The organism is Catenovulum adriaticum (genome assembly GCF_026725475.1).
Classification (GTDB): Bacteria; Pseudomonadota; Gammaproteobacteria; order Enterobacterales; family Alteromonadaceae; genus Catenovulum; species Catenovulum adriaticum.
Map to the genome: position 1 here is coordinate 1147852 of NZ_CP109965.1, position 26679 is coordinate 1174530.

Annotated in this window: 22 protein-coding genes and 4 tRNA genes; 23 read left to right on the top strand and 3 right to left on the bottom strand. The window is 38.4% G+C overall.

The features are described from left to right. Nucleotides 1-14 precede the first annotated feature (14 nt). Together OLW01_RS05175 and OLW01_RS05180 are read left to right on the top strand one after the other, a co-directional pair. Nucleotides 15-311, top strand: coding sequence for a DUF1244 domain-containing protein (locus tag OLW01_RS05175; RefSeq protein ID WP_268076155.1), 297 nt, complete (start codon nt 15-17; stop codon nt 309-311). Nucleotides 312-419: 108 nt separating this feature from the next. Further along, a complete protein-coding gene (locus tag OLW01_RS05180) occupies nt 420-3905 on the top strand; it encodes a response regulator (RefSeq protein ID WP_268075669.1) in 3486 nt (1161 codons plus the stop codon). Between the two features lie 275 nt (nt 3906-4180). Here the strand turns inward: OLW01_RS05180 and OLW01_RS05185 are convergent, their stop codons facing one another. Next, a complete protein-coding gene (locus OLW01_RS05185; protein ID WP_268075671.1) occupies nt 4181-5347 on the bottom strand; it encodes a hypothetical protein in 1167 nt (388 codons plus the stop codon). 390 nt (nt 5348-5737) lie between these two features. Next, on the bottom strand, nt 5738-7156 hold the full coding sequence (locus tag OLW01_RS05190; RefSeq protein WP_268075673.1) for a DEAD/DEAH box helicase: 1419 nt from the start codon (nt 7154-7156) through the stop codon (nt 5738-5740). Between the two features lie 249 nt (nt 7157-7405). Here OLW01_RS05190 and aspS point away from each other — a divergent pair, with 249 nt between their 5' ends. From aspS to argJ, 15 genes are all read left to right on the top strand, one after another. Next, nucleotides 7406-9181 carry an aspartate--tRNA ligase gene (gene aspS / locus OLW01_RS05195; protein WP_268075675.1) on the top strand — a complete coding sequence of 592 codons (1776 nt, stop codon included), beginning with the start codon at nt 7406-7408 and terminating at the stop codon, nt 9179-9181. 174 nt (nt 9182-9355) lie between these two features. Then, nucleotides 9356-9877, top strand: a complete 522-nt coding sequence (gene ruvC, locus OLW01_RS05200) for a crossover junction endodeoxyribonuclease RuvC (protein WP_268075677.1) — start codon at nt 9356-9358, stop codon at nt 9875-9877. A gap of 30 nt (nt 9878-9907) precedes the next feature. Then, entirely contained in the window at nt 9908-10534 is a 627-nt protein-coding gene (gene ruvA, locus OLW01_RS05205; protein ID WP_268075680.1) for a Holliday junction branch migration protein RuvA, read from the top strand. 3 nt (nt 10535-10537) lie between these two features. Further along, nucleotides 10538-11554: a Holliday junction branch migration DNA helicase RuvB gene (gene ruvB / locus OLW01_RS05210; RefSeq protein ID WP_268075681.1), complete on the top strand. Its 1017-nt coding sequence runs from the start codon at nt 10538-10540 to the stop codon at nt 11552-11554. A gap of 330 nt (nt 11555-11884) precedes the next feature. Next, nucleotides 11885-12595 carry a protein TolQ gene (gene tolQ / locus OLW01_RS05215; protein WP_268075682.1) on the top strand — a complete coding sequence of 237 codons (711 nt, stop codon included), beginning with the start codon at nt 11885-11887 and terminating at the stop codon, nt 12593-12595. Nucleotides 12596-12600: 5 nt separating this feature from the next. Further along, the gene (gene tolR, locus OLW01_RS05220) at nt 12601-13023 is read left to right on the top strand and encodes a protein TolR (RefSeq protein WP_268075683.1); all 423 of its coding nucleotides are present in this window, start codon (nt 12601-12603) and stop codon (nt 13021-13023) included. 3 nt (nt 13024-13026) lie between these two features. Then, the gene (tolA, locus tag OLW01_RS05225) at nt 13027-13950 is read left to right on the top strand and encodes a cell envelope integrity protein TolA (protein ID WP_268075684.1); all 924 of its coding nucleotides are present in this window, start codon (nt 13027-13029) and stop codon (nt 13948-13950) included. A 4-nt stretch (nt 13951-13954) separates the two neighbouring features. Beyond that, a complete protein-coding gene (tolB, locus tag OLW01_RS05230; RefSeq protein WP_268076157.1) occupies nt 13955-15313 on the top strand; it encodes a Tol-Pal system beta propeller repeat protein TolB in 1359 nt (452 codons plus the stop codon). Between the two features lie 62 nt (nt 15314-15375). Continuing rightward, nucleotides 15376-15921, top strand: coding sequence for a peptidoglycan-associated lipoprotein Pal (pal, locus tag OLW01_RS05235; protein WP_268075685.1), 546 nt, complete (start codon nt 15376-15378; stop codon nt 15919-15921). Between the two features lie 23 nt (nt 15922-15944). Continuing rightward, nucleotides 15945-16730, top strand: coding sequence for a tol-pal system protein YbgF (gene ybgF / locus OLW01_RS05240; protein WP_268075686.1), 786 nt, complete (start codon nt 15945-15947; stop codon nt 16728-16730). Nucleotides 16731-16945: 215 nt separating this feature from the next. Next, nucleotides 16946-17021 (top strand) — tRNA-Lys (locus tag OLW01_RS05245). 37 nt (nt 17022-17058) lie between these two features. Then, nucleotides 17059-17134 (top strand) — tRNA-Lys (locus OLW01_RS05250). A 38-nt stretch (nt 17135-17172) separates the two neighbouring features. Continuing rightward, nucleotides 17173-17248 (top strand) — tRNA-Lys (locus OLW01_RS05255). A gap of 38 nt (nt 17249-17286) precedes the next feature. Next, nucleotides 17287-17362 (top strand) — tRNA-Lys (locus tag OLW01_RS05260). A gap of 143 nt (nt 17363-17505) precedes the next feature. After that, nucleotides 17506-18750, top strand: coding sequence for a bifunctional glutamate N-acetyltransferase/amino-acid acetyltransferase ArgJ (gene argJ, locus OLW01_RS05265; protein WP_268075687.1), 1245 nt, complete (start codon nt 17506-17508; stop codon nt 18748-18750). A gap of 57 nt (nt 18751-18807) precedes the next feature. On the opposite strand, the gene OLW01_RS05270 is transcribed toward argJ, so the two are convergent. After that, on the bottom strand, nt 18808-19644 hold the full coding sequence (locus OLW01_RS05270) for an HDOD domain-containing protein (RefSeq protein ID WP_268075688.1): 837 nt from the start codon (nt 19642-19644) through the stop codon (nt 18808-18810). Between the two features lie 173 nt (nt 19645-19817). Here OLW01_RS05270 and OLW01_RS05275 point away from each other — a divergent pair, with 173 nt between their 5' ends. From OLW01_RS05275 to OLW01_RS05300, 6 genes are all read left to right on the top strand, one after another. Beyond that, nucleotides 19818-20378: a TMEM165/GDT1 family protein gene (locus OLW01_RS05275; protein WP_268075689.1), complete on the top strand. Its 561-nt coding sequence runs from the start codon at nt 19818-19820 to the stop codon at nt 20376-20378. Nucleotides 20379-20417: 39 nt separating this feature from the next. Beyond that, nucleotides 20418-21491, top strand: coding sequence for an acetate--CoA ligase (locus OLW01_RS05280; protein WP_268075690.1), 1074 nt, complete (start codon nt 20418-20420; stop codon nt 21489-21491). A gap of 141 nt (nt 21492-21632) precedes the next feature. Then, nucleotides 21633-23003, top strand: coding sequence for a DUF1800 domain-containing protein (locus OLW01_RS05285; RefSeq protein WP_268075691.1), 1371 nt, complete (start codon nt 21633-21635; stop codon nt 23001-23003). Nucleotides 23004-23054: 51 nt separating this feature from the next. Continuing rightward, nucleotides 23055-24200, top strand: a complete 1146-nt coding sequence (locus OLW01_RS05290; RefSeq protein WP_268075692.1) for a DUF1501 domain-containing protein — start codon at nt 23055-23057, stop codon at nt 24198-24200. A gap of 311 nt (nt 24201-24511) precedes the next feature. Next, complete coding sequence (locus OLW01_RS05295) at nt 24512-25192, top strand: response regulator transcription factor (RefSeq protein ID WP_268075693.1); 681 nt, start codon at nt 24512-24514, stop codon at nt 25190-25192. Nucleotides 25193-25257: 65 nt separating this feature from the next. Beyond that, nucleotides 25258-26634: a sensor histidine kinase gene (locus OLW01_RS05300; protein ID WP_268075694.1), complete on the top strand. Its 1377-nt coding sequence runs from the start codon at nt 25258-25260 to the stop codon at nt 26632-26634. Nucleotides 26635-26679: the final 45 nt, after the last annotated feature.

Genomic DNA, 26679 nt, shown 5'->3' on the forward strand with positions numbered 1-26679 from the left:
AGTTAAAAATGTCGATGCAAGAAGAGAAGCAAGAGAAAATTGAAGCCGCGGTATTTCGCCGATTATTGGCGCATTTAGATGAAAATAAGCAAGTTCAAAATATCGAATTAATGAATTTAGCAAATTTTTGTCGAAATTGCTTAGCGAAATGGTACAGCGCGGAAGCAAAGCAATTAGATGTAGAGATTGATTATGACCAAGCTAGAGAAGTTATTTATGGTATGCCTTACAGTGAGTGGAAAGATAAATATCAGCAAGCGGCAACACCAGAGCAATTAGCTCAGTTTGAACAAAAAAACAAAAGTAAGTAAGGCAAATTAGCGATATAAAAACCAGGTTGTTGGTCAGTGGTTTATGTATTATTACCCCCGGATATAAATATTAATTGAGTATTAATACTGCTTGAAAAAGGTAATTTGATGCGTAACTTAGGCTTAATTTTAAGTTTGCTATTGGGAGTGTTAATAAATGCAGGGGGTGCGTTACCTGCATTTAGTCAACCTTTAGAGAACACCATTTATTTAAGTAAATTACAAAATAAAGATTTATTTAAAGATCAGACTTTTTATAGCACGAACGCTGACTTTCCAGATGACGTTTCAGAATTAAAAAACTGGCAGCAAACCTTATCAGAACACCCTAAAATTCAATTTGATGGCGATATTTTTTGGACTGCACACTCGTTTTACAATGATACAGACCAAAAAAAATGGACAGCTTACTTATTTGGTTCTGCGGTCGGGCATATTGAATTTAAACTTTATCCGCTAAATCGTAGTCAACAAGCTAATATTCAAAACGCAAAAACAGGTTATTTTGCAACACATGAGGTTCCATATCATTATAGCGTGTCTTTTGATTTAGAGCCGCAAACTGAGTATGTTTTGCTAGCTCGTTTGTCGAGCGATTTCTTTTTCGCGCCTCTTAGAATGCAGTTTAAACCCAGTTCCGAATTTTTACGTCAAGCTAAAATAGAAAACGTTATAATTATTTTGTGTTTTGGAATAGGTTTAGCACTCGCTTTATTTAACGCCTTTGTTTATTTTGGCACCCGCCAGCGTATTTATTTGTATTATGCGTTATTTACATTAAGCTGGATGTGGGGCTGGGCACATACTTTTAATTTACCTGAAGAATGGTTTGGTACCCGTACTCCTGGCTTTTTAATGGCAGGCTTTTTATTAATTCCTATTTTTAACGCATTATTTTTTATCAATTTTTTACAAGTTAGGGAATCGAACCCATGGCTTTCTAAGGCTGCAATTGGGTTTGGGGTAGTCGGTATTGCCGGGTTGCCAATTGCAATTGAATCTCCTGCTTTAGGGTTAATGCTGGCTTCAATCTGTACGGGAGGCATGCTAGTTGTTGGGTTTACCTTAGGGGTAAAAGCGTTATTAGCAGGTTTTAAACCGGCACGTTACTTTTTGTTAGCTTATATTATGCTGCTAATGCCTAACATGGTTGGTAATTTGATGAATATGGGTTTTATTCCGTCGATGAATATTAATATATATTTATTGGGATTAATTGGCACCATGTTGGATGGCTTGCTATTGGCATTTGCAATGGCTGAAAAGGTGCGTTTGGTTAATCTTAAAAATGTAGAGTTAAATGAAAACCTAGAAGAAAAAGTAGCACACAGAACCGAAAAATTAGAAAGAACGAAACAAGATTTAATTGAAGCAAATCAAGCTAAAAGCCGCTTTTTAGCACAAATGAGTCACGAAATCAGAACCCCCATGAATGCGGTTATTGGTTTAAGTCAATTAGCATTAAAAACCCCCCTTAATTTTGAACAAAAAGATTATATTCAAAAAATATCAGGCTCCGCCGACGTACTATTGGGAATTATTAACGATGTACTCGATTACTCTAAAATCGAAGCTGGTAAGTTACATATTGATAAAATCAATTTTGATTTAACCAAAACTATCGAAAGAGCTGTCAGTTTATGTTCGCTCAAAGCTCATACAAAAAACATCGAAATTATTTTAGATATACAGCCCGATGTCCCGAAATTTATTGAGTCTGATCCACTCAGACTTCAGCAAATTTTAGTGAATATTATTGCCAATGCCGTCAAATTTACTGAATTTGGTCATGTGAGTATTAGAGTTAGTGCAACCCCGCTAGCATCTGGCGATAATCCAGCAGAGTACAAGCTCGAGTTTGTAGTGGTTGATACCGGCATAGGGATGAATCAACAGCAAGTGAGTCAGTTATTTAATTCATTTGCTCAAGCGGATAACTCAATTACCCGTAAATATGGGGGAACAGGTTTAGGTTTATCGATCAGTAAAGAGTTAGTGCAACTATTGGGCGGCGATATTTGGGTTAACAGTAAGCCAAATGTTGGGAGTGCCTTTCATTTTTCAATTACCGCCAAATCAACAGAAAAAGCGATATCAAATAAAGTTTTTACAATTAAAGGTCGCCCTTTAAATGTATTGATTGTTGATGATAATCAAGTCGCTAGCGAAGTCGTTTCTGCATTATTTAAACGTCATAAAGCGCATATAACGTTAGTAAAAAATGGTGCTAAAGCCATTACCGAACTGAAAAAATCTATTCAAATTAGACAGGCCTATGATTTAGTCATTATGGATTGGAAAATGCCTGAAATGGATGGAATTGAAGCCGCTAAAATTATTAAGCATGATTTAAATTTAAGTAAACTGCCAGCCATTTTAATGATCTCAGCTTATGATAAAGATGAAGCGAAGCGTCTAGGAGAAAGCGCCGGTATTGATGCTTTTATTGAAAAACCTGTAGGTGAATCAACTTTATTTAACGTCATTTCTGAATGTTTACCGCTTGATAGCCTGCAAGCTCAAGAGAATTTTGTAGAATCAGAGCCTAATATATTACTCGATTTATCTAATATTAACTTGTTACTCGTAGAGGATAATAAATTAAACCGACAAGTGGCTGCTGGCTTTTTACGAGATACTAAAATTCAAATCGACGTCGCCGAAAATGGTATACAGGCCATTGAGAAAGTATCAAAACAATCATTTGATATTGTTTTAATGGATATTCAAATGCCTGAAATGGATGGTTTGACCGCAACACAGGAAATTAGAAAGATGGATGGATTTTCCGATCTACCCATTATTGCGATGACGGCTCACGCCATGGAAGGAGATAAACAACGCAGCTATGAAGCAGGTATGGATGATCATTTAACTAAACCCGTTGACCCTTACGAACTGTACAGATGCATTGTTAAATGGATTGATAAAGACAAATTAAAAAAGCAAGAGCCTGAAGCAATTACATTGAATGTAAATGAAAAAAAATTATCTAACTTACAATCAATAGGTTTGCTTAATGTCGCGGGTGCACTTAAACAAATGCATGGTAAAGAAGCGTTATACATTGATTTATTAGCCACTTTTATTGAAGAAAATGAAAATTTAGTTGAAGAGATAAACCAACTTGCGAAAGATAAAAATTTGCATGGCTTACGTTTAAAGGTTCACTCACTTAAATCAAATGCGGCTTACATAGGTGCTGAACAGTTAGCAAAAGATGCTGCGGATATTGAAGTTTTAATTGATCAAGGCCAAGTTTTTGAAACAAGATTGGTTTCACTAACTGATAAATTGTCTAGCTTATTAGCTGAGTTAGTTGTTTTTTCACCGCAAGTTAAACCCCAAGTATCTTCACAGACTAAAGAATTTACGGATAAAGAAATCGATGAAATGTTTAAACAAATTGTTCATTATTTGAAAACCTCCAACGCGAAAATTGAAGACTATATAGAGCCTCTTAAACAATTGGGTTGCCAATTAGATGATGGTGCATTTATTGAAGCATTAATAGATGAAATAGAAGATGTCGAGTATAAAAAAGCCTTAATATTAATTGAAAATAATAAACGAGACTTAAATCTTTCTATGTAAGTTGATTAACCACCACTTGGGTTAAGGTGTATTCTAACTAATTGAATGATTTAACCTGATAGCTCTGCATGGTTTTTAACGAGGATTTTTTGCGTGGATAAGGCAAATTCATGTGTTTTCACGTGTTAACAGCTAGAGTCTAACGCAGTCCCCGTGAAAAAAGGCCGTTTGAAACATATTCATTAAACCGAGTTGAGGTGGATGGTTGATTAGGGCAGTGGTAAAAGTTAAAAAGCGCGTTTAATCAAAACGCGCTTGAATGTTAATTTTAAATATCAACCAAAAATAGAGCGCAATAAGCTAATTACTTGGTCAATACTTTTGCCGTTTTGAACTTCGGCTACGATAGAATCCCGCTTATCTAACAGATATTGTGGCATATCATCAGCAGCTAATGCCTTATCAACCAGCACCTGAACAGATTCTCTGCTACGGCGCGAACGTTTACCTGAGGTGGTTGATGATTTGCTTGGTTTATTTTTTAGCTTCAAATAATTTGAATTTTTAGCTGTTTGCTCATCGGCAAACAAAAATACATCAATTAAAATCGCTTTCGCATCGGCAATACTTTGCTCAAATTCATCGGCGGGTAAAGCTTGCTTGTACCAAGCAAATGAGCGAATTGTAAGGATAAGATCCCGCCAATATCCATCAAAATCTTTATTATTAAATTTAGCAACAGATAGACCTTGGCTGAATAAATCAATTTTAGCATTAGTCAGTGCCACAAACTGGTCAGGCCGGCGCATTGCTAACAGCCGAGTAGCAGGTATCAAAGGTGCAGCGCCTAGGTCATTTTCAGCAAAAATAGCCTGATACGCTGAAACAAAATTAGTGTAATCGGCATGACTTACTTCACCTTCCAGTGGAATGCAATTGATAGCCGTTTCAAATTGACTCGGTTGTGCTTGCCATAACTGAATAAACACTTTGCTCGTTTTGGCAGAGCCAAACCATTCGCAATCAAAATCATAAATGCTGGTGTCGTGTTTGGCTGTGTGCTTACCAATTAGCGCGGTTAAATCTTCGTCAATCATTTCAGACAATGATTGTGTTTGTAAGGCTTTACAATGCGCAACAAGCTTTAACCGTTCGTCTAAGGCATGAAGGTCAGCTTTATCTTTAATATAACTGACAAATACCGGCCAAGGGGCTACACGTAGCATTTTAATTTGTGCGGCGCTGATTGCATTAGTTAACGTATCTTGCATTTTTTTTAGTGGCGTAAATTGAGTCGGCTCTAATAGCTCTAGGTTAAGTTCCTGACTGCATAAACGATAAAATTCTTCACACCAGCTCAAAAAGTCTTCAGGTCGATTTTCTACCTTTATCGCCATTAAATTTAAGCTGAGCTCTTGTGCGTGTTTTAAAATAGTCTGATAGTTTTGATTTTCACTATCCGTTAAGGGCATTTTTACCGGGGCAGTTAATAACTTTCTCATTAAACTTTGTGTACTCTGTATTTTAGGGAGATAATAACCTGAGTTTTATTTTAATAGCCTAAATTCTTGATAGCCTATTTGCTTGGATTAAAACAAAATATTTTACAAAGATATTGTGTTTTATATAAAACATAAAACCAATAAATTTAATATCCTAGCTAAGTGCGTATCCAGAGTTTAGGTTAAATCGGGAAATTAATCCCAGGCTCAGGTTGTTTGTAACAAGGGGATATGATCATACGCTGTTATCTCATATAGGCAATGATTAAGCTCGAAATAGTGTATTTTATTTGACTGGTTGATGATTTTTAACTCAAATAAATGTAATAGTCAGGTGATGTGCATCTGACTATTATTTACTGATTACTTGCTTACGCCGCTATATGAAGGTTAGCTTTGTTTGCGGTTACGCCCTGAGTTTGTAGACTCGCCTTTAGCTCGAGTTCGAGCGTCATTTTTTTGTGATGCAGGTCTGCGCTTATTTGCGCCTGCTCTTGGCTTTCTATTATTCGCGGCATTAGGGCCATTGCTATTGCTATTTTGCGACTGTTCGCTTGAACGAGGAGAACGCTTTTGCTTTGTTTGGGATTCTGTATTTTGTTCAAAGCGGTCAGGCTTTTTAGGCTTCTTTGGCTTTTTACGTTTAGGTGCTCTTAGTACAGTTTCAGGTAATGGATTGACTGGCTCAAAACGCGCTAAAAATTGGCGAGGTATTAGTTGTTGAATCAATTGTTCAATATCATTCAATTGTTTGCTTTCTGCTGCGCAAACTAAAGATACCGCTTGTCCCGACGCTCCCGCACGGCCAGTTCGGCCAATTCGGTGTACATAATCTTCTGCAACGTTAGGCAAGTCAAAGTTAATAACTTGCGGCAATAAATCAATATCTATACCACGGGCTGCAATATCAGTTGCGACTAAAATTCGAGTATTGCCAGCTTTAAAGTCAGCCAATGCTTTGGTTCTTGCCGCTTGGCTTTTATTGCCATGGATAGCCGCAGCGCTAATATCTGCCGAGCATAATTGGCGAACTAAACGATTTGCGCCATGTTTAGTGCGGCTAAACACTAAAGCTTGTTGCCAATTTTTATCTAAAATTAGCTCAATGAGTGCATCTGTTTTTTTATTTTTATCAACCGGATAAATCCATTGCTCAACACTTTTTACGGTTGAATTAGGTGGGGTAACCGAAATTTCAATTGGATTATGAATTAAACCTTTGGCTAAACCCTTAATTTCATCGGAGAAGGTTGCCGAAAACATTAAATTTTGGCGTTCTTTTGGCAACAGTCGAATGATTCTTTTTATATCATTTATAAAACCCATATCCAGCATTCGGTCTGCTTCGTCTAAGACTAAAGTCTCAAGTTCATTAAATCGTATTGCATTTTGCTGGTATAAATCTAACAGTCTGCCCGGGGTTGCAACTAAAATATCAACGCCCTTGGTTAACCTTTGCATTTGTGGGTTAATTTTTACGCCCCCAAATACTACATCTGATTTTAAATTTAAAAACTGACTGTATTTAGCCACATTATCAGCAACTTGTGCAGCTAGTTCGCGGGTAGGGGTTAAGATCAAGGTTTTTACTTGATTCGCACTAGCGCGTTTTTGTTGGCTCAATTTTTCTAAAATGGGTAAGGTAAAACCAGCTGTTTTTCCTGTTCCTGTTTGAGCTGCGGCCATCACATCGCGGCCTGAAATAATAGCCGGAATGGCTTTCGCCTGAATGGGTGATGGGGTTTCATAACCTTGGCTTTCGATGGCTTTTAAAATAGGTTTTGATAAACCCAAATCGGCAAACTTCATATCTTTCTCTTATTAGGTGCGTATGGCATGTTAATTACACCGCCAGTTTAGCGGGCGTGAAGCTTACCTTAATCCACTCAAAAGTGCTATGTGAATCCTATATTTAGCCTGTTAAATTAGCTTGTTTACGGTTATAATCTTGACCAATTTTTGCATTGGTTCTGCAAGGGTATTTAAGCGACGCTAAACAAGCGGTTTTAATACTCGGTAGGCTCATTATTAAATATCAGACTCAGGAATAGAATAAATATGCGAAGCCATTATTGTGGTCAGGTTAATGAATCTTTAGTTGGTCAATCCGTTACTTTGTGCGGATGGGTAAATCGTCGTCGTGATTTAGGTGGTTTAATTTTTATTGATCTGCGTGATGTTAAAGGTTTAGTTCAAGTGGTGGTTGACCCTGATTTTGAAGCTTTATTTGAAACGGCAAATAAATTAAAACACGAATTTTGTATTCAATTAACAGGTACAGTCAGAGCACGTCCAGAGAGCCAAGTGAACCAAAACATGGCAACAGGTGCGGTGGAAATTTTGGCATCTGATTTAACCATTTTAAATGGCTCTGACGTTTTACCAATTGACATGGGTGGTCATCAAAATAACTCTGAAGAGCAACGATTAAAGTATCGCTATTTAGACCTACGTCGTCCAGATATGGCTAACAAAATTAAATTTCGTGCAAAAGTAACCAGCGAAATTCGTAATTATTTAGACAGCCATGACTTTTTGGATGTTGAAACCCCAATTCTAACTAAAGCGACGCCAGAAGGGGCTCGTGATTATTTAGTGCCAAGCCGCACTCATAAAGGTCAGTTTTTTGCGCTGCCACAATCGCCTCAATTATTTAAACAACTTTTAATGATGTCTGGCTTAGACAGATATTATCAAATCGTTAAATGTTTTCGAGACGAAGATTTAAGAGCAGATCGTCAACCGGAATTTACTCAAATTGATATCGAAACTTCTTTCATGTCTGCAGATCAAGTGATGGCCGTGACAGAAGATATGGTACGTCAATTATTTACCAAATTATTGAATGTTGATTTAGGTGATTTTCCTAAAATGACATACGCAGACGCAATGGCTAAATATGGTAGTGACAAGCCTGATTTACGTATTTCTCTTGAAATGGTTGATGTCGCTGATTTATTAAAAGAAGTTGAATTTAAAGTGTTTTCAGGTCCGGCAAACGATCCTAAAGGACGTGTAGCTGCGCTAAAAGTGCCGGGTGGGGCTGATAAATTTTCTCGTAAAGATATTGACGAGTTGACTAAATTTGTTGGTATTTATGGTGCAAAAGGGCTTGCTTGGTTAAAAGTAAATGATCTAGATAAAGGGATGGAAGGTTTACAATCTCCTATTCTTAAATTTTTACCTGAGACGGTAGCAACGGCTACTTTATCGCGTGTTGAGGCTCAAACAGGCGATATTATTTTCTTTGGTTCAGATACATACTCAGTGGTCAGTGAAGCAATCGGCGCACTACGATTAAAAGTAGGTGAGCAGTTAAATTTAGTGGAAGATGCTTGGAAGCCGCTTTGGGTCGTAGATTTTCCAATGTTTGAAGAAATTGAAAATGGTTTGACGCCACTTCATCACCCATTTACCGCACCCGTTGGGGTAACGGCCCAAGAGCTTAAAGCGAGTCCAGAAAAAACGTTATCTAACGCTTATGACATGGTTTTAAATGGTTGTGAAGTGGGTGGCGGTTCGGTCCGTATCCATCAGCAAGATATGCAAGCTGCGGTATTTGATATTTTGGGTATTGACGAAAAAGAAGCGGAAGAAAAATTTGGATTTTTACTAGAAGCCCTTAAATTTGGCACACCGCCACATGCTGGTTTAGCATTTGGTTTAGATCGCCTAGTCATGCTAATGACAGGCGCTAGCTCAATTCGAGATGTAATGGCGTTTCCTAAAACCACCACGGCAGCTTGCCCACTAACAAACGCGCCTGGTTTTGCAAACCCAGACCAAATTAAAGAGTTGGGTATACAAACGGTTAAATCCGATAAAGCTGAATAGGTAATTTAAAAGCGTTTTATTGCCGTGCAGTTTGGCTGTGCGGCATTTAGCCTTTTATTCCCTATCTGCGCAAATAATTTGAATATGTCATTTTAGTTATTTGGGTGAATGTCTTTTTGAACGCTCGGATAGCAGCTTGGTCCGCGTAATTTTATTTATGATGTAGGATACAGCTTGAGTATTATATTAGGCATAGATCCAGGGTCTCGTATTACTGGATATGGGGTTATCCGCTATACAAAAAACCAATTCCAATATTTAGGCAGTGGTTGTATTCGTTTAGGTGATGCACCATTACCCGAACGTTTGATTAAAATTTTTCATGGTGTGAGTGAAATTATTCAGCAATTTCAGCCTGATTCATTTGCAATAGAACAAGTCTTTTTAGCTCATAATCCTGATTCAGCGTTAAAACTAGGTCAAGCGAGAGGCGCGGCAATCGTTGCTGCAGGGCAAGCCAACTTACAAGTTGCTGAGTTTTCTGCCAGACAAATTAAACAAGCCGTCGTCGGTAAAGGTAATGCTGAAAAAAGCCAAGTGCAGCATATGGTTTCGCATATCCTAAAATTAAACAAAAGGCCGCAGGCCGATGCCGCAGACGCACTAGCAGTCGCCTTATGCTATGCTCATACGCGCCAAAGTTTAGTTGGACTTGCTGGGCAAGCTAGTAAAACGGTTAGGCGTCGTTTACGCTAGATTATTTAACTATAAATTAAAGGTAAAAGTATGATCTCCAGATTAACCGGAATAATTGTTGAAAAACTGCCACCTGAATGTGTGCTTGATGTCAATGGTGTCGGTTACGAGATCAATTTGCCAATGACGAGCTTTTATCAATTGGCAGAACTAGAGCAAACTCAAACCATATTTATTCATCAAGTCTTTAGAGAAGATGCTCAAGCCCTGTATGGTTTTCATAACCGTTATGAACGGGATTTATTTAGAGAATTACTCAAAGCCAATGGCGTAGGCCCTAAACTCGCCTTGGCGATTTTGTCGGCGATGTCAGCGCAAGAATTTATTGCGACCGTGCAAAATGAACAAGTAAGCCGGCTGGTTAAAATACCGGGTGTCGGTAAAAAAACGGCTGAGCGTTTATTACTTGAAATGAAAGATAGGTTAGCTAAATGGCAGGCTTTAAGCGGCACTAATCAAGACTTTACAGGCTCGGTTCAAGCCGATGTGACCGACTTTTCATTGAATCAATCTCACTCGGCAAGTCAAGATGCGGTTGAAGCTTTATTAGCTTTGGGCTATAAAGCAAATCAAGCAGAAAGTGCAGTTAAAAAAGTGGCTAGCAATGATTTATCTAGCGAGCATATTATTCGTTTAGCCTTAAAGAGCATGTTGTAAATTATGATAGAAGCTGATCGCCTGATAAGCGCCGAAGTTCAAACCGAAGAAGAAGTGGTAGATAGAGCCATTAGGCCCCAAACCTTGGCTGAATATACCGGACAAAAACATGTGGTTGAGCAAATGGAAATTGCCATTCAAGCTTCTAAAAAACGTGAAGATGCACTCGACCATGTATTAATTTTTGGGCCACCAGGTCTAGGTAAAACCACACTCGCCCGAATTATTGCAAATGAAATGTCCGTGAATATTAAAACAACGTCAGGGCCAGTACTTGAAAAGGCGGGGGATTTAGCGGCACTATTAACCAGTTTAGAGCCTCATGATGTTTTATTTATTGATGAGATTCATAGGTTAAGCCCAGTTGTTGAAGAAGTTTTGTATCCTGCCATGGAAGATTACCAACTCGATATTATGATTGGTGAAGGACCGGCGGCACGTTCTATTAAACTCGACTTACCGCCTTTTACTTTAGTCGGCGCAACGACACGCGCAGGTTCACTAACGTCGCCATTACGAGATAGATTTGGTTTGGTACAGCGGCTAGAGTTTTATGATGTTGTGGAGCTTGAAAAAATTATTACCCGTTCAGCTTTGCATTTGCAATTGGAGCTAAGTGCTGAAGGCGCAAAAGAAATTGCGATTCGCTCCCGAGGCACCCCTAGAATTGCAAATCGTTTATTGCGCCGAGTAAGAGATTACGCTGATGTTAAAGCAGACGGTATTGCTGATGATAGAATTGCGGCAGCCGCATTAAATTTATTGAACGTCGATAATCGAGGGTTTGATTTTATGGATCGTAAATTATTAGATGCGATTATCGATAAATTTGATGGTGGGCCTGTTGGTTTAGATAATATTGCCGCAGCGATTGGGGAAGAAAAAGATACAATTGAAGATGTTATTGAACCGTTTTTAATTCAACAAGGCTTCATTCAGAGAACGCCTAGAGGCCGCATTGCAACTCAAAGAGCGTATTTACATTTTGGCTTAACTATAAAAACGGAAATACCCAAATAGCCTATTGGGTATAGTTCTCAAAATAATCACTTAAGCCAGTTGGGCTTGATAATTGTGTATTGAGTCATGTTTTCTCGTCAAAAATTAGCGTATATTTCATTAAGCTTTAAATAGTCTAGTGGAACTTTATTAAAAATAACTTATCGAACATGATTGTTTGTTGTCAGTGGCCTGTTATTGGTGGGATAACACCTCAATTAATATGTCAATTGACTTGCACTCACTTAAGTCATTAAAATGACAACAAATATAACGTTATTATAAATTAAGTATAAGTTAGGCTAATCGCTAAATCTCATTAAATATAACAATTGCGAAGGAATTTACACAGTGTCTGCAGAAATTAGTTTTTTTGGTTTATTTATGCAAGCAAGCTTGTTGGTAAAAGCGGTTATGATTATGTTGCTTGCCATGTCAGTTATTTCTTGGACTATGATTTTTCAACGCTCCTCAGCATTGAACAGTGCTAGCAAACAAAGCCGAGTATTTGAAGATAGGTTTTGGTCCGGTGTTGAACTCAGTAATCTTTATCATGAAGTAACCCATAAAGTGGGGGATTTGTCTGCATCAGAAAATTTATTTAAAGCTGGTTTTAAAGAATTTGCGCGAGTTCGAAAAGGCAGTAATAGCTCACCCGAAGCTGTGATGGATGCAACTTATCGATCAATGCGAGTTAGCTTATCTCGCGAAACTGAAAAGTTAGAAACGCATTTACCTTTTTTAGCTACAGTAGGCTCAATTAGCCCATATATTGGTTTATTTGGTACGGTTTGGGGTATTATGAACGCTTTTATCGCCCTAGGCGAAGTTCAGCAAGCTACTTTAGCTATGGTGGCGCCGGGTATCGCCGAAGCCTTGATTGCTACTGCAATGGGGTTATTTGCCGCGATTCCTGCTGTTATTTCATATAATCGCTTTTCACACAAAGTTGAAAAACTGGAAAACAATCTTCATAACTTTATGGAAGAATTTTCAGCAATTTTACACCGCCAAGCAATGAGTAAACCAGCTACCAATCCTGCTAACCAACACGGAGCTTAATTTTGATGTACCAACGTAAGCGACGTAGACCTGTATCTGACATCAACGTTGTACCCTACATTGATGTTATGCTGGTATTGCTAATTATTTTTATGGTAACCGCCCCGCTTATTACCGCTGGGGTTAATGTTGATTTACCTAAAGCAGATGCAAACCCGTTAGCAGAAGACAGTAAACCACCCGTTGTTGTGTCGGTTACCGAAAACTATGAGTATTTTGTGACGGACGGTAATAAAAAAGAAGGGCCTATGGTGCCTCAAGAATTAGCTGCTGTAGTAGGCGCTTATTTAAAAGTTGAGCCTGATAGACCTGTGATGGTTGAAGGGGATGGGTCGGTTACCTATGATGCTGTTGTTAATTTAATGGTGCTATTGCAAAAGCAAGGCGTTGAATCTGTTGGTTTAATGACAGATCCAGCGGAGGAATAAATTATGTTAAGTTATCCTAATGCCATTACTCGTTCAGTTTTAGTTCATGCCGCTATTGGTATCGTTTTAGTTTTCAGTATGGAATTTACCCCCCCTGAAAAAGAACCTAATGCACAAGCGTCGGAGCAACAGCCAGCTAAAAAAGAAGTGATTAAAGCGGTTTCTGTTGATAAAAGTGCACTTGAAAAACAAGTTCAAAAAATGCAAGCCGCAAAGGCAGCTAAACAAGCGGCTGAAGAAAAGCGGGTTGCAGAGCTAGAGCAGCGAGCCAAAGCGGCAGAACGGGCTAGACAAGATAACGAATCTAATATTAAAAAATTAGCAGAACAAAGAAAAAAAGCAGAAGCGCAAGCGCAAGCAGCTAAACAGCAGCAAATTAGAGAAGCGAAACGAGCAAGGGAGCTTAAAAAAGCAGCAGAACAACAAGCAGCAGAAAAACGTAAAGCGGAAGCCGAAGCTAAAAAAGCGAAAGAAGCCGCTAAAAAAGCAGCAGAAGAAGCGAAACAACGTGAAGAAGCAGCCAAAAAAGCTGAAGCTGAGCGTAAAAAACGTGAGCAAGAAGCGCGAGAGCAAGCCGAGATGCAGCGGTTGTTAGAAGAGCAAATGGCGCAAGAGCAAGCCGCTCGAGATAAACAGCGACGCCGACAAGTGCTATCAGAAAAAGATAAATATGTTGCTTTAATCCGTTCGGCAATTCAAAGTAATTTATACACTGATCCATCGTTAACAGGCACCAGTTGTAAATTGAATATTCGTTTGGCTAATAATGGCTTTGTGACTTCTGTAAAAACGTTATCTGGCAATGCACAAACCTGCCAGGCAGCAGAAAAAGCCGTTTATAAAACCAATCAATTACCTGTGTCTCCAGATCCTGATGTGACCAGTTTATTGCGAGATATCAATTTAACCGTCGCACCTGAAAATTAATAAAATTAAGAGTGATATCATGAAACGTATATTATTATCTATATCAATGTTGTTAACGGCTTTTTCAAGCCAAGCGGCTATTGATATATTAATTACAGAAGGCTTAGATAGCGCGCAGCCAATTGCGGTTGTGCCTTTTGAATACAATGGCACCCAGAACTTACCGCAAAATGTGTCTAAAATTATTTCGGCGGACTTAAGCAGAAGTGGCAAGTTTAACCCAATTCAACCCGAACAAATGCCTCAGCGCCCGGTGCAAGTTGATAGTATTGATTTTAGTGCTTGGGCCGAAAAAAACATAGACACTATCGTTATTGGTCAACTTAAAGATGTTCGACCAGGTTTGTTTGTCGCACAATATCAAATTATTGATATTGTTAGAGGGCAAGTCACTGGTGGTGGTTCACAAATGTTGAGCGGTGGTGAATTAGTGCAATCAGACGACCATATTGTGTTTGAAAGCCGTCCCATCCAGTTTGAAGTGTCTGATTTTCGCCGAGTAGCCCATGCAATGAGCGACCGAATTTTTGAACAGCTAACCGGGATTAAAGGGGCATTTCAAACTAAAATTGCCTATGTATTAGTCGATGATACTCAATCAAGGCCTTATAAATTAGTGATATCAGACTATGATGGTTTTAATGAACAAGAAATTGTTCGTAGTAAAGAGCCCTTAATGTCACCTACTTGGTCTCCAGACGCCACAAAATTAGCTTATGTGACCTTTGAGAATCGACAAGCACAAATTTTCATTCATGATTTATATTCAGGCTCTCGTGAAATGATAGCCTCTTACCCAGGCATAAATGGAGCCCCAAGCTGGTCACCAGATGGTTCAAAAATGGCTATGGTATTGTCAAAAGATGGTAACCCAGAACTTTATGTAATGGATCTACTAACACGCAAACTCAGCCGTTTAACCAATAATAGAACCATAGATACAGAGCCGAATTGGTCACCAGACGGAGAAAACTTAGTTTTTTCATCTGAACGTGGTGGTCGTGCTCAGCTCTATCAAATTAATGTGAATAGTGGTACAGTTAAGCGTTTAACTTTTACCGGTGAAATGAATTTAGGCGGCTCATATACGCCTGACGGAAAAAGCTTAATCATGGTTAATCGCACTCGGGGCAACTATCATATTGCTAAGCAAGATTTGCGAAGTGGCGCGCTGCAAGTATTAACTAAAACCCATTTGGATGAGTCGCCTAGTTTCTCTCCAAACGGAAATATGATAATTTATAGTACGTTACATGGGCAAAATCAGGTACTTGCTTTGGTTTCAGTAGATGGACGATTTAAAGCTCGTTTGCCTGCAGGGGTAGGGCAAGTTAAGTCGCCATCGTGGTCGCCTTATATGTAAACCATTTTTTAACTTTATTTATATCAATAATTTAACTTATATCAATAATAAGGAAAAAGCACATGCAAGCTAAGCAATTATTAAAATATTTGGTTGTTGTTCTTCCTATGTTAACAGCAGCTTGTTCAACTACCACGGGTGAAGATCAAACAGCAGGTACCAATAGCTCAGAAACCACAACAGGTGCAATGTCTGGAAATGACGACGGCGTTGAAGTAATGACGCTAGAGAAAAAACGTCAAATGGAAATCGAAGCTGAAGAAAGAAAGCAGGCAGCATTGCGTCAAACAAATATGTTATTTTTTGAGTTTGATGGTACCAGTATTCAAGCTAAATATTTTGAAGTATTAGAGGCGCACTCTGCGTATTTACGTGCTAATCCAAGCGCTAAAGTTGTTATTGAAGGACATGCTGATGAGCGTGGTACGCCAGAATACAATATTGCATTAGGCGAGCGTCGTGCAAAAAGTGTTGCTAAATATTTACAAAATTTAGGTGTTATGTCTTCACAAATCTCAACGGTGAGCTATGGTGAGGAAAAAGCACTAGATAAATCTCGTACGGAAGCTGCGTTTGCTAAAAATCGTCGCGCTGTATTAGTTTATTAATATTATCGGATAAGCGAATATTTATGAATAAGCTATTTACCGTAATGGCTTTGAGCATGGGAGTGGCGTCTGTAACGTGCACTCCTGCTGTTTATGCTGAACGAAATATGTCATTAGGTGAGCGTATTGAACAGTTAGAGCGTTCAGTGGATGCTAGAAGCCGCTCTCAAGCACAAATGAGCCAGCAAGTTGATTCATTGCAAGGTGAAATCGCGCAACTCAGAGGCATTAGCGAAGAGTATAATTATAAGCTTTCGCAAATTCTTGAACGCCAACGCGAGCTTTATCAAGAGTTTGATAAACTGTCACAATTGACTCAACAAATGGGCCAGCTTAATCAAAATCAAAGCAATGGTTCGGATCAAGGTTTTGGGTTATCTAATAACCAAGGCAGTTCTGGAACAGGTAATGATAATTCCTCATATTCAAGTAACATGAGTGAGAATCAAGCTTATGACAAAGCCGTTAACTTGGTATTAAAAGACAAACGGTATGAGCAAGCCATACCTGAGTTTCAAACCTTTATTCAGCAATACCCAAACTCTATTTATCAGCCAAATGCGCATTATTGGTTAGGGCAGCTTTTATTTACCAAAGGTCAATATGACGAAGCCGCTAGTAGTTTTAATACAGTGGTTGAACGTTATACAGATTCAAATAAAAGACCAGACGCGTTATTTAAATTAGGCATGGTTGCTCAAAAATTAAATAAGCCAAGCTTAGCTAAACAAAAGTATCAACAAGCTATTTCTGAATATCCAGATTCAACAGCTGCTAAATTGGCTAGAACTCGACTTTCAGGCTTATAAAAAATTAAACGGTGATCGAAACTGTTTTTTTTTGTTTTGGTCGCTAATTGTTTGATTTTTGAGCCTTTTCGGTCTTTTTATAACCGATTATCAAAAAAATAATTTTTTTACTAAAAAAAATGAAATTTTTGTTGCGTTCAACTCGTATATCAGTATCATACGCCCCCGTTAGCAAGCAGGGCGAAAGCTTAGTAAACTAACAATTTTAATTAAGTGGGTCATTAGCTCAGTTGGTAGAGCAGTGGACTTTTAATCCATTTGTCGTTGGTTCGAATCCAACATGACCCACCACTTAATTAATATGCACAACCCTATAAAAAGTATTAGCGGGTCATTAGCTCAGTTGGTAGAGCAGTGGACTTTTAATCCATTTGTCGTTGGTTCGAATCCAACATGACCCACCACTTTTTATGTTTAAATATCCCTACTAAATCTTAGTATCGGGTCATTAGCTCAGTTGGTAGAGCAGTGGACTTTTAATCCATTTGTCGTTGGTTCGAATCCAACATGACCCACCACTTTTTATATTTAAACATCCTTACTAAATATTAGTATTGGGTCATTAGCTCAGTTGGTAGAGCAGTGGACTTTTAATCCATTTGTCGTTGGTTCGAATCCAACATGACCCACCATCTCCTTAGATTTTAAAGTTCTGTCTTTCTTTTGTTATTACACTCAGTATTTTTATTATTTTTAATTATTAATAAGTTTCTTTTGCATCTGCCCTCGGCTCTTTGTAAAATTTGCCGATTATTATTATTTTTGTAGAACTAAAATGCCTGTTAATTTACCCGTCATTGATCCTAAAGCTTTATTTCCAGTTACCGGTGTTCGTTTAGGTTGGACCCAAGCCCAAATTAAACAACCTAATAGAAAAGATTTATTATTAGTTGAAATAGCTGAAGGCAGCAGTGTCTCTGGTGTTTTTACTCAAAATCGTTTTTGTGCTGCTCCTGTTACTGTGTGTCAATCTCACTTAGCCAGTCATACTTCAATTCGCGCTTTAGTGGTTAATACTGGCTGTGCTAATGCAGGGACGGGTGAGCAAGGGATGCAAGATACGCTAACTACGTGTCAGCACGTGGCTGAAATTATGTCTATATCGCCGCAAGCAGTTTTGCCTTTTTCAACAGGGGTTATTCTAGAGCATTTACCCATGGCTAAATTATTAGCTGGCCTTGCGGGCGCTTACCAAAATTTAGCGGACGACCATTGGGCTGACGCCGCAGAATCTATCATGACAACCGATGTTGCACCAAAAGCATTTTCACGCCAGTTAAAAGTCGATGGTAAATCTGTACATGTAACGGGTATTTCAAAAGGTGCGGGCATGATTCATCCTAATATGGCGACTATGTTAGGCTATGTGGCAACAGATGCTGCAATTGCGCAACCGTTATTGGATGAACTTACAAAAGAAATTGCCGATTTATCGTTTAACTGTATTTCAGTGGATGGAGATACATCGACGAATGATTCTTTTATTGTTATTGCTACAGGGCAAAGCGGAACTGATTTAATTACAGATAGAAATGATCCTAAGTTGGTGAGTATTTATCAAACTCTATTAGAAGCAGCACAAGTTTTAGCGCAGGCAATTGTCAGAGATGGAGAAGGTGCAACCAAATTTATGACAGTGACCATCAAAGGTGCAAAAACAGTTGAAGAAGCCAAAACAATTGGTTTTTCTATTGGTAAAAGTCCTTTAGTGAAAACCGCTTTTTTTGCTTCAGATCCTAACTTGGGACGTATCCTAGCCGCGATTGGCTATGCATCACGAGAATGTGAAAGTTTAAATGATTTAGATACCAATAAAATTGATTTATATTTAGGTGATGTGCTTGTTGCTGAACAAGGCGGCAGGGCTAAATCTTATCAAGAATCAATGGGTCAAGCCGTAATGGATCAGGCTGAAATAGAGGTTTCGGTGGATTTATATCGAGGTGATGCACAGGCAACGATTTGGACTTGCGATTTTAGTTACGAATATGTTCGTATAAATGCAGATTACCGAACGTAATAGCTAATAAAATAATTTAATAAAGCACACTATTTAGTGTGCTTTAGTTATTATTGTTTAATAAACAGTACTGTCCATTGGGTTCATAAACGAAAATAAGTTAAAAGAGCCTATGTGAGCCCAATCAATTGCATCGTTAAGCTTCTCTTCACATAAATCGAATTTTTCAAGTAAATAATCATCTAATAGGTTGTCAATTGTATATAATTCAGGATGCACGCTAATTAACGCCATATTGCTGGCTAAATGAAGCCACTGTGCTTCTAGATGATCATCGGGTGTATGTTGTAATTTAATGGTCTCAACCATATCACTTGGAAAGCGCCAGTTTTCAAAAATTGTACTGCTGAGCTCGGCATAGGTAAATCCTAATTCAATAAGCTGCTTGTTTTTTGGTAACAAGTTGGCTGAATATTGTTCACACTGGTGTGCTTTATCTGGCGTGATTTGACACACGATTAACTCGCCAACATTATGTAATAAACCCAGCATAAATAAGCGTTCCGCGTCTTTTTTATTTTTATTAGCATGCAAGCGCTTTAAAATAAGCGCGGTATTAATGCTAACGCGCCAATACCGATCGGTATCTATGGCTTGAGTATTTAATTTGTTTAACGTTTCTACTGAACCTGATATTAAAACTAAGCTATAAATGGCTTGAATACCGAGGGCATTAATGGCTTTAGCTAGAGTATCTATGGTAAATGAAAAATTATATAAAGCGCTATTAGCCAACTTTAATACATGGGAGGTTAATAAAGGATCGCAAGATAAAGCGGTCGCAAAATCGTCTATTGATGCGGTTTCGTCCTCCATCAAGGCTTGTATTTTTATACAAGTGTCTGGTAAAGCGCAGATTTCATCAGCTTGGGCAATATAGTTATCAATTTTCATCCGGCACACTCATTTATGAATATTATTATAGGTTTTGCAGGCTTAAAAAATAAATAAACGGTATATCCCTTGGCAATAAAATCCTGATAGTCCTGCAGCTTTTAGCTTAATTTGTTAAGATACAAAATTCAATTTTATTAATCCAACTTTACCATATTAAGGTCTCTATTTTAATGGAAGCTTTACTCTCTTCTACTTTTACGGTCGCATTAGCTGAAATCGGTGACAAAACCCAACTTTTAACTTTATTTTTAGTTGCTCGTTTTGCCCAGCGAAATCAAATATTGTTAGGAATTTTAATTGCTACCATAGTTAATCATGGTTTATCAGCTTATTTAGGCACTTGGTTAATGGATGTTATACCAAGCGGGTACGCCAATATATTGGTCGGGGTAAGCTTTATTTTAGTCGGATTGTGGATATTGATACCCGATAAAGATGATGACGAAAACGCCGGTGTTATGCGACACGGGGCTTTTGTCGCGACACTTGTATTATTCTTTTTAGCAGAAATTGGTGATAAAACACAAATCGCGACTGTTATATTAGCCGCAAAGTATGACGCTTTTATGTGGGTAACCATTGGCACTACATTAGGCATGTTAATCGCTAATGTGCCAGTTGCTTATACAGGTGAGTGGTTAATGAAAAAAATACCGTTTCATTGGGTAAGGTGGAGCGCTTGTAGCGTATTTTGTTTGTTAGGCGTGTTAACCCTAACCTTATCTCGTTAGTTGGAGTGGATTGTGCTCAATTTAAAAATAATATTCATTATGTTTTTTTGTAGTTCGTTTTTGCTTAACGCAGAATCTTTGACTGGAAAAATGTCGGTATTTAAAGGCTCAGACCTATGCAACTTAGCTGAAAATACATTAACTTATCTAAATCGAGGTGCTGTATTTGATAGTAAAGCGATACATGGCGGGCAGCTAAATCAATATCAGTTTGATTTAGCACAAGTTAAATCAACACTAAAATTTATTTGTCAGACCTACCGCGAAGATGTGAGAGCCGGCCGACAAAGCCGGCTGCACGATCCGGCTTTTATTGCTAACAACTTTCAGCAAGTTCATTGGCAACCGGATCTTAAATTAGCCCATAACATTGCGAAACAAACAAAAAATCAAGCTAAAAAAAATCTATTAAATCGTATTCCGACGGATAAAATTTTACTTACCAAATACTATACCAAGCTAGTACACGCTCAATTTGATAAAACAAATGAATTTAATCATGCACTTTATCAACTACCTTTTGATGAACAAGGTTTATCGCAATCACAAGCAATGGCACAAAAAGACACGCTCACTCGATTTAAATTTACTCGCCAGCAAGTCATGCAGGGGGCGCTAGATGTCCCAGCGTTGGCAAAACCTATTTTGTGGTTAACAGAATCAGGATTACACGATGCCATGTTGCAAGGCACAGCAGTGGTGAAAGAAGATGAAAAAACCCATTATTTTAACGTACACCGAAATAATGGAATTAATTATGATTATGCAATTAATAAAGATCAGCAAGCAAGGTATTGGTACTTTAAAAAAGTGCCTGGTATTTTAGGTTACGGAATTGAGCCAGAAGATAAAATACAAGTCATTCCCCAAGTCACAGTAGCGGGTAATGTGGCGCAACTTGGTTTAGGTAAATTAATTATGCTTAGCTATAAAAATGCCAGTGGCGAATTAATTAATCGACTCGTGATTTTAGCCGATCAGGGTGGTGCTTTTGATAATAATAATTTCCAGTTAGATTTGCTAACTGGTAGCTATTATGGGTGGTCAGATTATCATAAAGCGAACAAGCACTTACCTGATTTTGTTAAAGCGACTATTTTGTTAAAGAAATAATCAGCAAAAACAGTTGCTAACAATAAATATTTTTAATGTAAATTATTTGTAATTAATAGTTTTGTCTGTTGAATCCGCCTTATACTTATTCTGAGTTTAAATTACGTTTAAAAAAGTAACTTACGATAAGAGGTTAGGATAGTGTCTTATTCAGCAGAAATTGCGTTAAATCGATTTGGTTATGGTGCTCGGCCTTATCAAATCTCTCAGATTCAATCTGATCCCAAAACTTGGCTGACCCAACAATTAAAGCCGCTTCAATTTGCCGATGCTAATTGGACATCTGCCCAAGCCATCGCTCAAGTAGTGGAGTTTAATCAATTAAAAAAACGTGAAAAAAAACAAACTAAAAAAATGAAACAAACTGGGCAGCCTATGATGCAAATGCAAGCCCAGTCGAATTTAATGCGCAAAAATATTATGCGCCAAGCTGATCAGTTAGCGCAAGCCACATTTGAACACGCCATTGAAACGCAAGCCGCTTTTCAAGCCAGATTACTCGACTTTTTTTCTAATCATTTTAGCGTTAGTCACGCAGGATTAAGAATGCGCAGCTTAGCGCCTACGCTTGAGCGAGAAGCCATAGCGCCAAACCTGAGTGGTCAGTTTGAAGATTTATTGCTTGCAGTTGAAACTCACCCAGCCATGTTAATTTATTTAAATAACGAGCAATCTATTGGGCCTGATTCAAAACAAGCGAAAAAGCGTAAAAACAAAGGGTTAAATGAAAATCTAGCCCGAGAAATTTTAGAGCTTCACACATTAGGTGTTAACGGAGGTTATACCCAAGCAGATGTGCGTGAATTAGCTATGGCAATCTCGGGTTGGAGCGTGAGTTATCCTAAAGCTGGAAAATCTGCTGGCTTTATGTATCGAGAGTATGCGCATCAGCCTGGCATCCGTAAAATATTAAATAAAAATTACAACGCGGGCGGTTTACAGCAAGGCAAACAGATATTGGCAGATTTGGCGAAACATCCTCATACCGCAGAGCACATTAGTTATAAATTGGCTAAGCATTTTATTAGCGATGAGCCTGATACCAACTTAATTTTATTAATGAAAGAGATCTGGTTGGCGACAGACGGTAATTTAACCGCCGTGTTAACCACACTGATTGAGCACCCTTCCAGCTGGAAAACCACTCTTGAGAAGTACAAAACACCAAGAGATTTTGTTATTTCAGCTTGTCGTGCATGTGAACCATCAAAAAATAAAACAAAGAAACTGTTTACCTCATTAATGACAATGGGCCAAGCGCCATTTTCAGCGGGTTCTCCCGCCGGCTTTGGGGATCATAAAGACGACTGGAATGGCGCTGAAGCTTTTATGGCTAGAATTGAATGGGCAGATCAGTTTAGCCAGAGGATAAAAAAAGAGCCTGCGTCGATAGCAAAAGCCTGTTTAGGTAATTTGCTTTCTGCGCGTACTGAACAATTTATTAAACGTGCAGAGAGTAGGCAACAAGCACTTGCTTTATTGTTAATGAGTCCAGAGTTTCAACAGCGCTAATGGCAGGCTTGAAATTGAACTCTTTATTTTTGTGTTAAGGTGGATTTGATTATGCAAAGGCGTGATTTTTTAAAAGCAACATGCGCAGGCTGGGTGTTACTTAATACTGGGCAAGTGCAGGGCAGCGACAGGGAAAAATCGTTAACTAATCAAAATAAAAAAATTGTATGGATTGTGCTTCGTGGTGCAATGGACTCATTGCACGCTGTAATACCATCGTTTGATTCGCATTTAAAAATGCACCGTCAATCATTATTGGCACCAATTGAAGCTAATTTATTGCCGTTGGAAAATGGGTACAGTTTGCATCCCGCTTTTAAAAATTTACACCAGTGGTATCAACAAAAACAGCTATTACCCGTTGTTGCCGTTGCCTCTTCTTACCGTTCGCGCTCTCACTTTGATGGACAAGACATTTTAGAAACAGGTTTATCTCATGTAGAGCATGACAATGGTTGGTTAGCTAGAGCAACTCGTGCAATTAATGGTGAGGGTATAGCCATTGCTCGTTCAATTCCTATCTCGATGCGAGGTTACGAGCAATCACTTACTTGGTACCCCTCAAATTTACCAGACGCAGAAGACGAGTTATATCGACAATTAACCGATCTTTATAAAATGCATCCTGAATTTTTAAATAAATTAGAAACAGGTATGCAAACCCGTGAAGCGTTAAATATGCAAAAAAGCAAAAACCGAAATGCAAAATTTAATCAATTGGCTAAAAGCTGTGGCCAATTATTAGCCAGTTCAAAAAATGCCAATTGCGCCATGTTAGATATGGGAGGGTGGGATACTCATAATAACCAAGCAAATAGGTTAAATAATCAATTTAAACAATTGGACCAAGGATTAAATGTATTAAAACAAACACTCGGTGAGCAGTGGCGTGATACCGTTGTAGTGGTAGCTACTGAATTTGGACGAACCGTTAAAGTGAATGGTACTGCAGGTACAGATCACGGCACAGGGAGTGCGATGTTTATTGCAGGTGGCGCGATAAAAGGTGGAAAAGTGTTAGGCGACTGGCCAGGGCTAGCGCCTAATCAGCTGTATCAGGGGCGAGATTTATCACCAACCTCAGATATCTGCAGTTGGCTTGGCGCTCTTTTACACCAACATTGGCGCCTGAATCCAGCACAAATTGCACAAGTTTTTCCATCTGTACGTCCACAAACCGTGCAGCTGGTGGTATAGCGCAGTTTCACTTTGAAATATAGTGGGTAGAATCGTAGAATCTAGGAGAGCCGTTATTTAGAGCAAAATGTTTTTTCAGGACGAAAAATTCAAGCTTACAGGGATGTACTCGCAGCGTTTTTGCGAAAATGATGGCTCATCCTTTAATCTTTGTCTGAAAATCATTCAAGTATGATTTTGTCCTGCACTTATAAAAAAGTAGTTTATTTGCTCATCTTCTCCTCATTTAAGTTATGCTACTCTCACGGATTTAACAATTTAACCAGTCTGTTTTAGTCACTTATAAGGCAGACTGTTCTGAGAGCTTTATTATGCGTGTATTATTAGTTGAAGATGCTGAACCAATTCGTAAATCAGTTGCTAGAGCTTTAAGAGCTAATGGATATGCAGTTGATGAAGCCAGTGATGGTGCCGATGGTTTATTTCACGCAACTGAATACGATTATGATGTGATCATTTTAGATATTATGTTGCCTAAATTAGATGGTCGGGAAGTGCTAAAAAAAATGAGAGCGACTGAAAACCATACGCCCGTTTTAATGCTAACGGCATTAGATTCAATTGACGATCGTGTCAATGGGTTACGTTTAGGGGCCGATGATTATTTAGTTAAATCGTTTGCAATTGAAGAGTTATTAGCACGGGTCGAAGCATTAACCCGACGCCATTATCAGCAATCTCAACCGCTTATTAAAGTGTGTGATATCGAATTAAACCGTGCAAATAAAACCGTTTTTAGAGCTGGTATTGAACTTAATCTAACGCCTCAATCTTTTAGGTTACTTGAGTTGTTAATGTTGCGAGTTGATCAAGTCGTTACCCGTAATGAAATCGAAGAAAAAATATATGATGAGCTTAATTCACCACTGAGCAATGTAGTTGAATCCGCTATGTATGCACTGCGCAAAGCCATAACGCCTAAACCTGACATGCCGCAACTGATTAAAACACGCAGAGGTTTAGGTTATGTTATGCAGTCAAACACGCTTTGAATGAGCAGTTGCATAATTAGTTAAATAATATGTTTCGTCAATTTTGGTAAAGAGGTGTCATTTAATTGAAAAGCTTTAACAGTATTAGAAATATATTATTGCTGTGGCTATTACCAGGTTTTGCTCTGGTTTATATAGTGGTCGGTATTGGTCTTTACCAAACAGAAAAAAACACGCTTCACAACCGCTTACGTAACCACCTGTCAGCGATGGCTATAAGAGTAAAACCGACGCCGGAGGGATTTAAATTACTCAAACCTATTAAACGAGGGTTACGGCCTTTAGCTGATTTTGATTATCGTGATTTTCAAAACCTTTATATTCAAGTTTGGGACAAAGATGGTAATACCATTAATAAAACAGATAATTTAGCTGAAGATTCGTTCAAATTTCCCGGATGGCAAAAACGCAAAAGCAGACCTTATTATGCGCAGGTTTTAGGCAAAACTATGTTAGTTAAAGTTCAGGCTAACCCACGACGTAATAATATCACTGCGTATGCGATGAGCACTGAAATCATGGATGAAAATTTATCTAAGCTCATGAAAAAGTTGGTAATTGGCGGCTTGTTGTCAATGGCTATTTTTTTTGTATTACTCGCATTTGCGCTGCGTTTTGCGTTGCGATCCCTAAAAAATTTAACTCAGCAAACACAGCAGCTTAATGCTGACTCACTCACTTCTCGCTTTGATGTAGAGCCATTGCCTAAAGAGCTTAAACCATTAGCAAAATGCTTGAACGATTTAATTGCTCGCCTCGAACAAAGCTTTACGCGCGAACGCCAATTTAGTGATGATCTAGCCCATGAATTAAGAACGCCTTTAGCCGGTATTAGAACAACGGCTGAAGTTGCGGCAAAATGGCCGGATAAAACACCAGAAAATGATTTTAATGATATAGCCACCAGTGCGGCGCAAATGCAGCTTACGGTTGATCGTTTACTGATGCTGGCTAGGCTCGAAAATAAAATTGAGTCAAGTAATACACAAAGCTGTCAGGTCGATAGCATAGTCGAGACAATTTTAGGTTTGTGGAATGAGCAATTCAATGCTAAGTCATTACAAATGAAACAACAGATAGATACCAGTTGTCATATTCAAACCGATGCTGTTATTTTACAAATGTTACTTTCTAATATTATTGGCAACGCAATTGAGTACGCGCCTGAAAAATCAGAACTTGATTTGGTTTTAAACAAAAATTATTTTTTGTTAGTTAATGACGCACCTGATTTAACAGCCGATGATGTTAAACATTTATTTGAACGTTTGTGGCGAGCAGATAAATCACGAACGGTTGAAACACATGCGGGGCTAGGGCTCTCTATTGCCAAGCGATGTGCTGATTTATTAGGGTTTTCAATCACAGCTCAATTAGACGATCATCAACGAATCGCGATGCGAGTCCAATTTAATCAGCAATCGAACCTTAAAAATGAATAACTTTACATAAAGATGACGCTACGCTCATCATCTGCTCATCTTTAT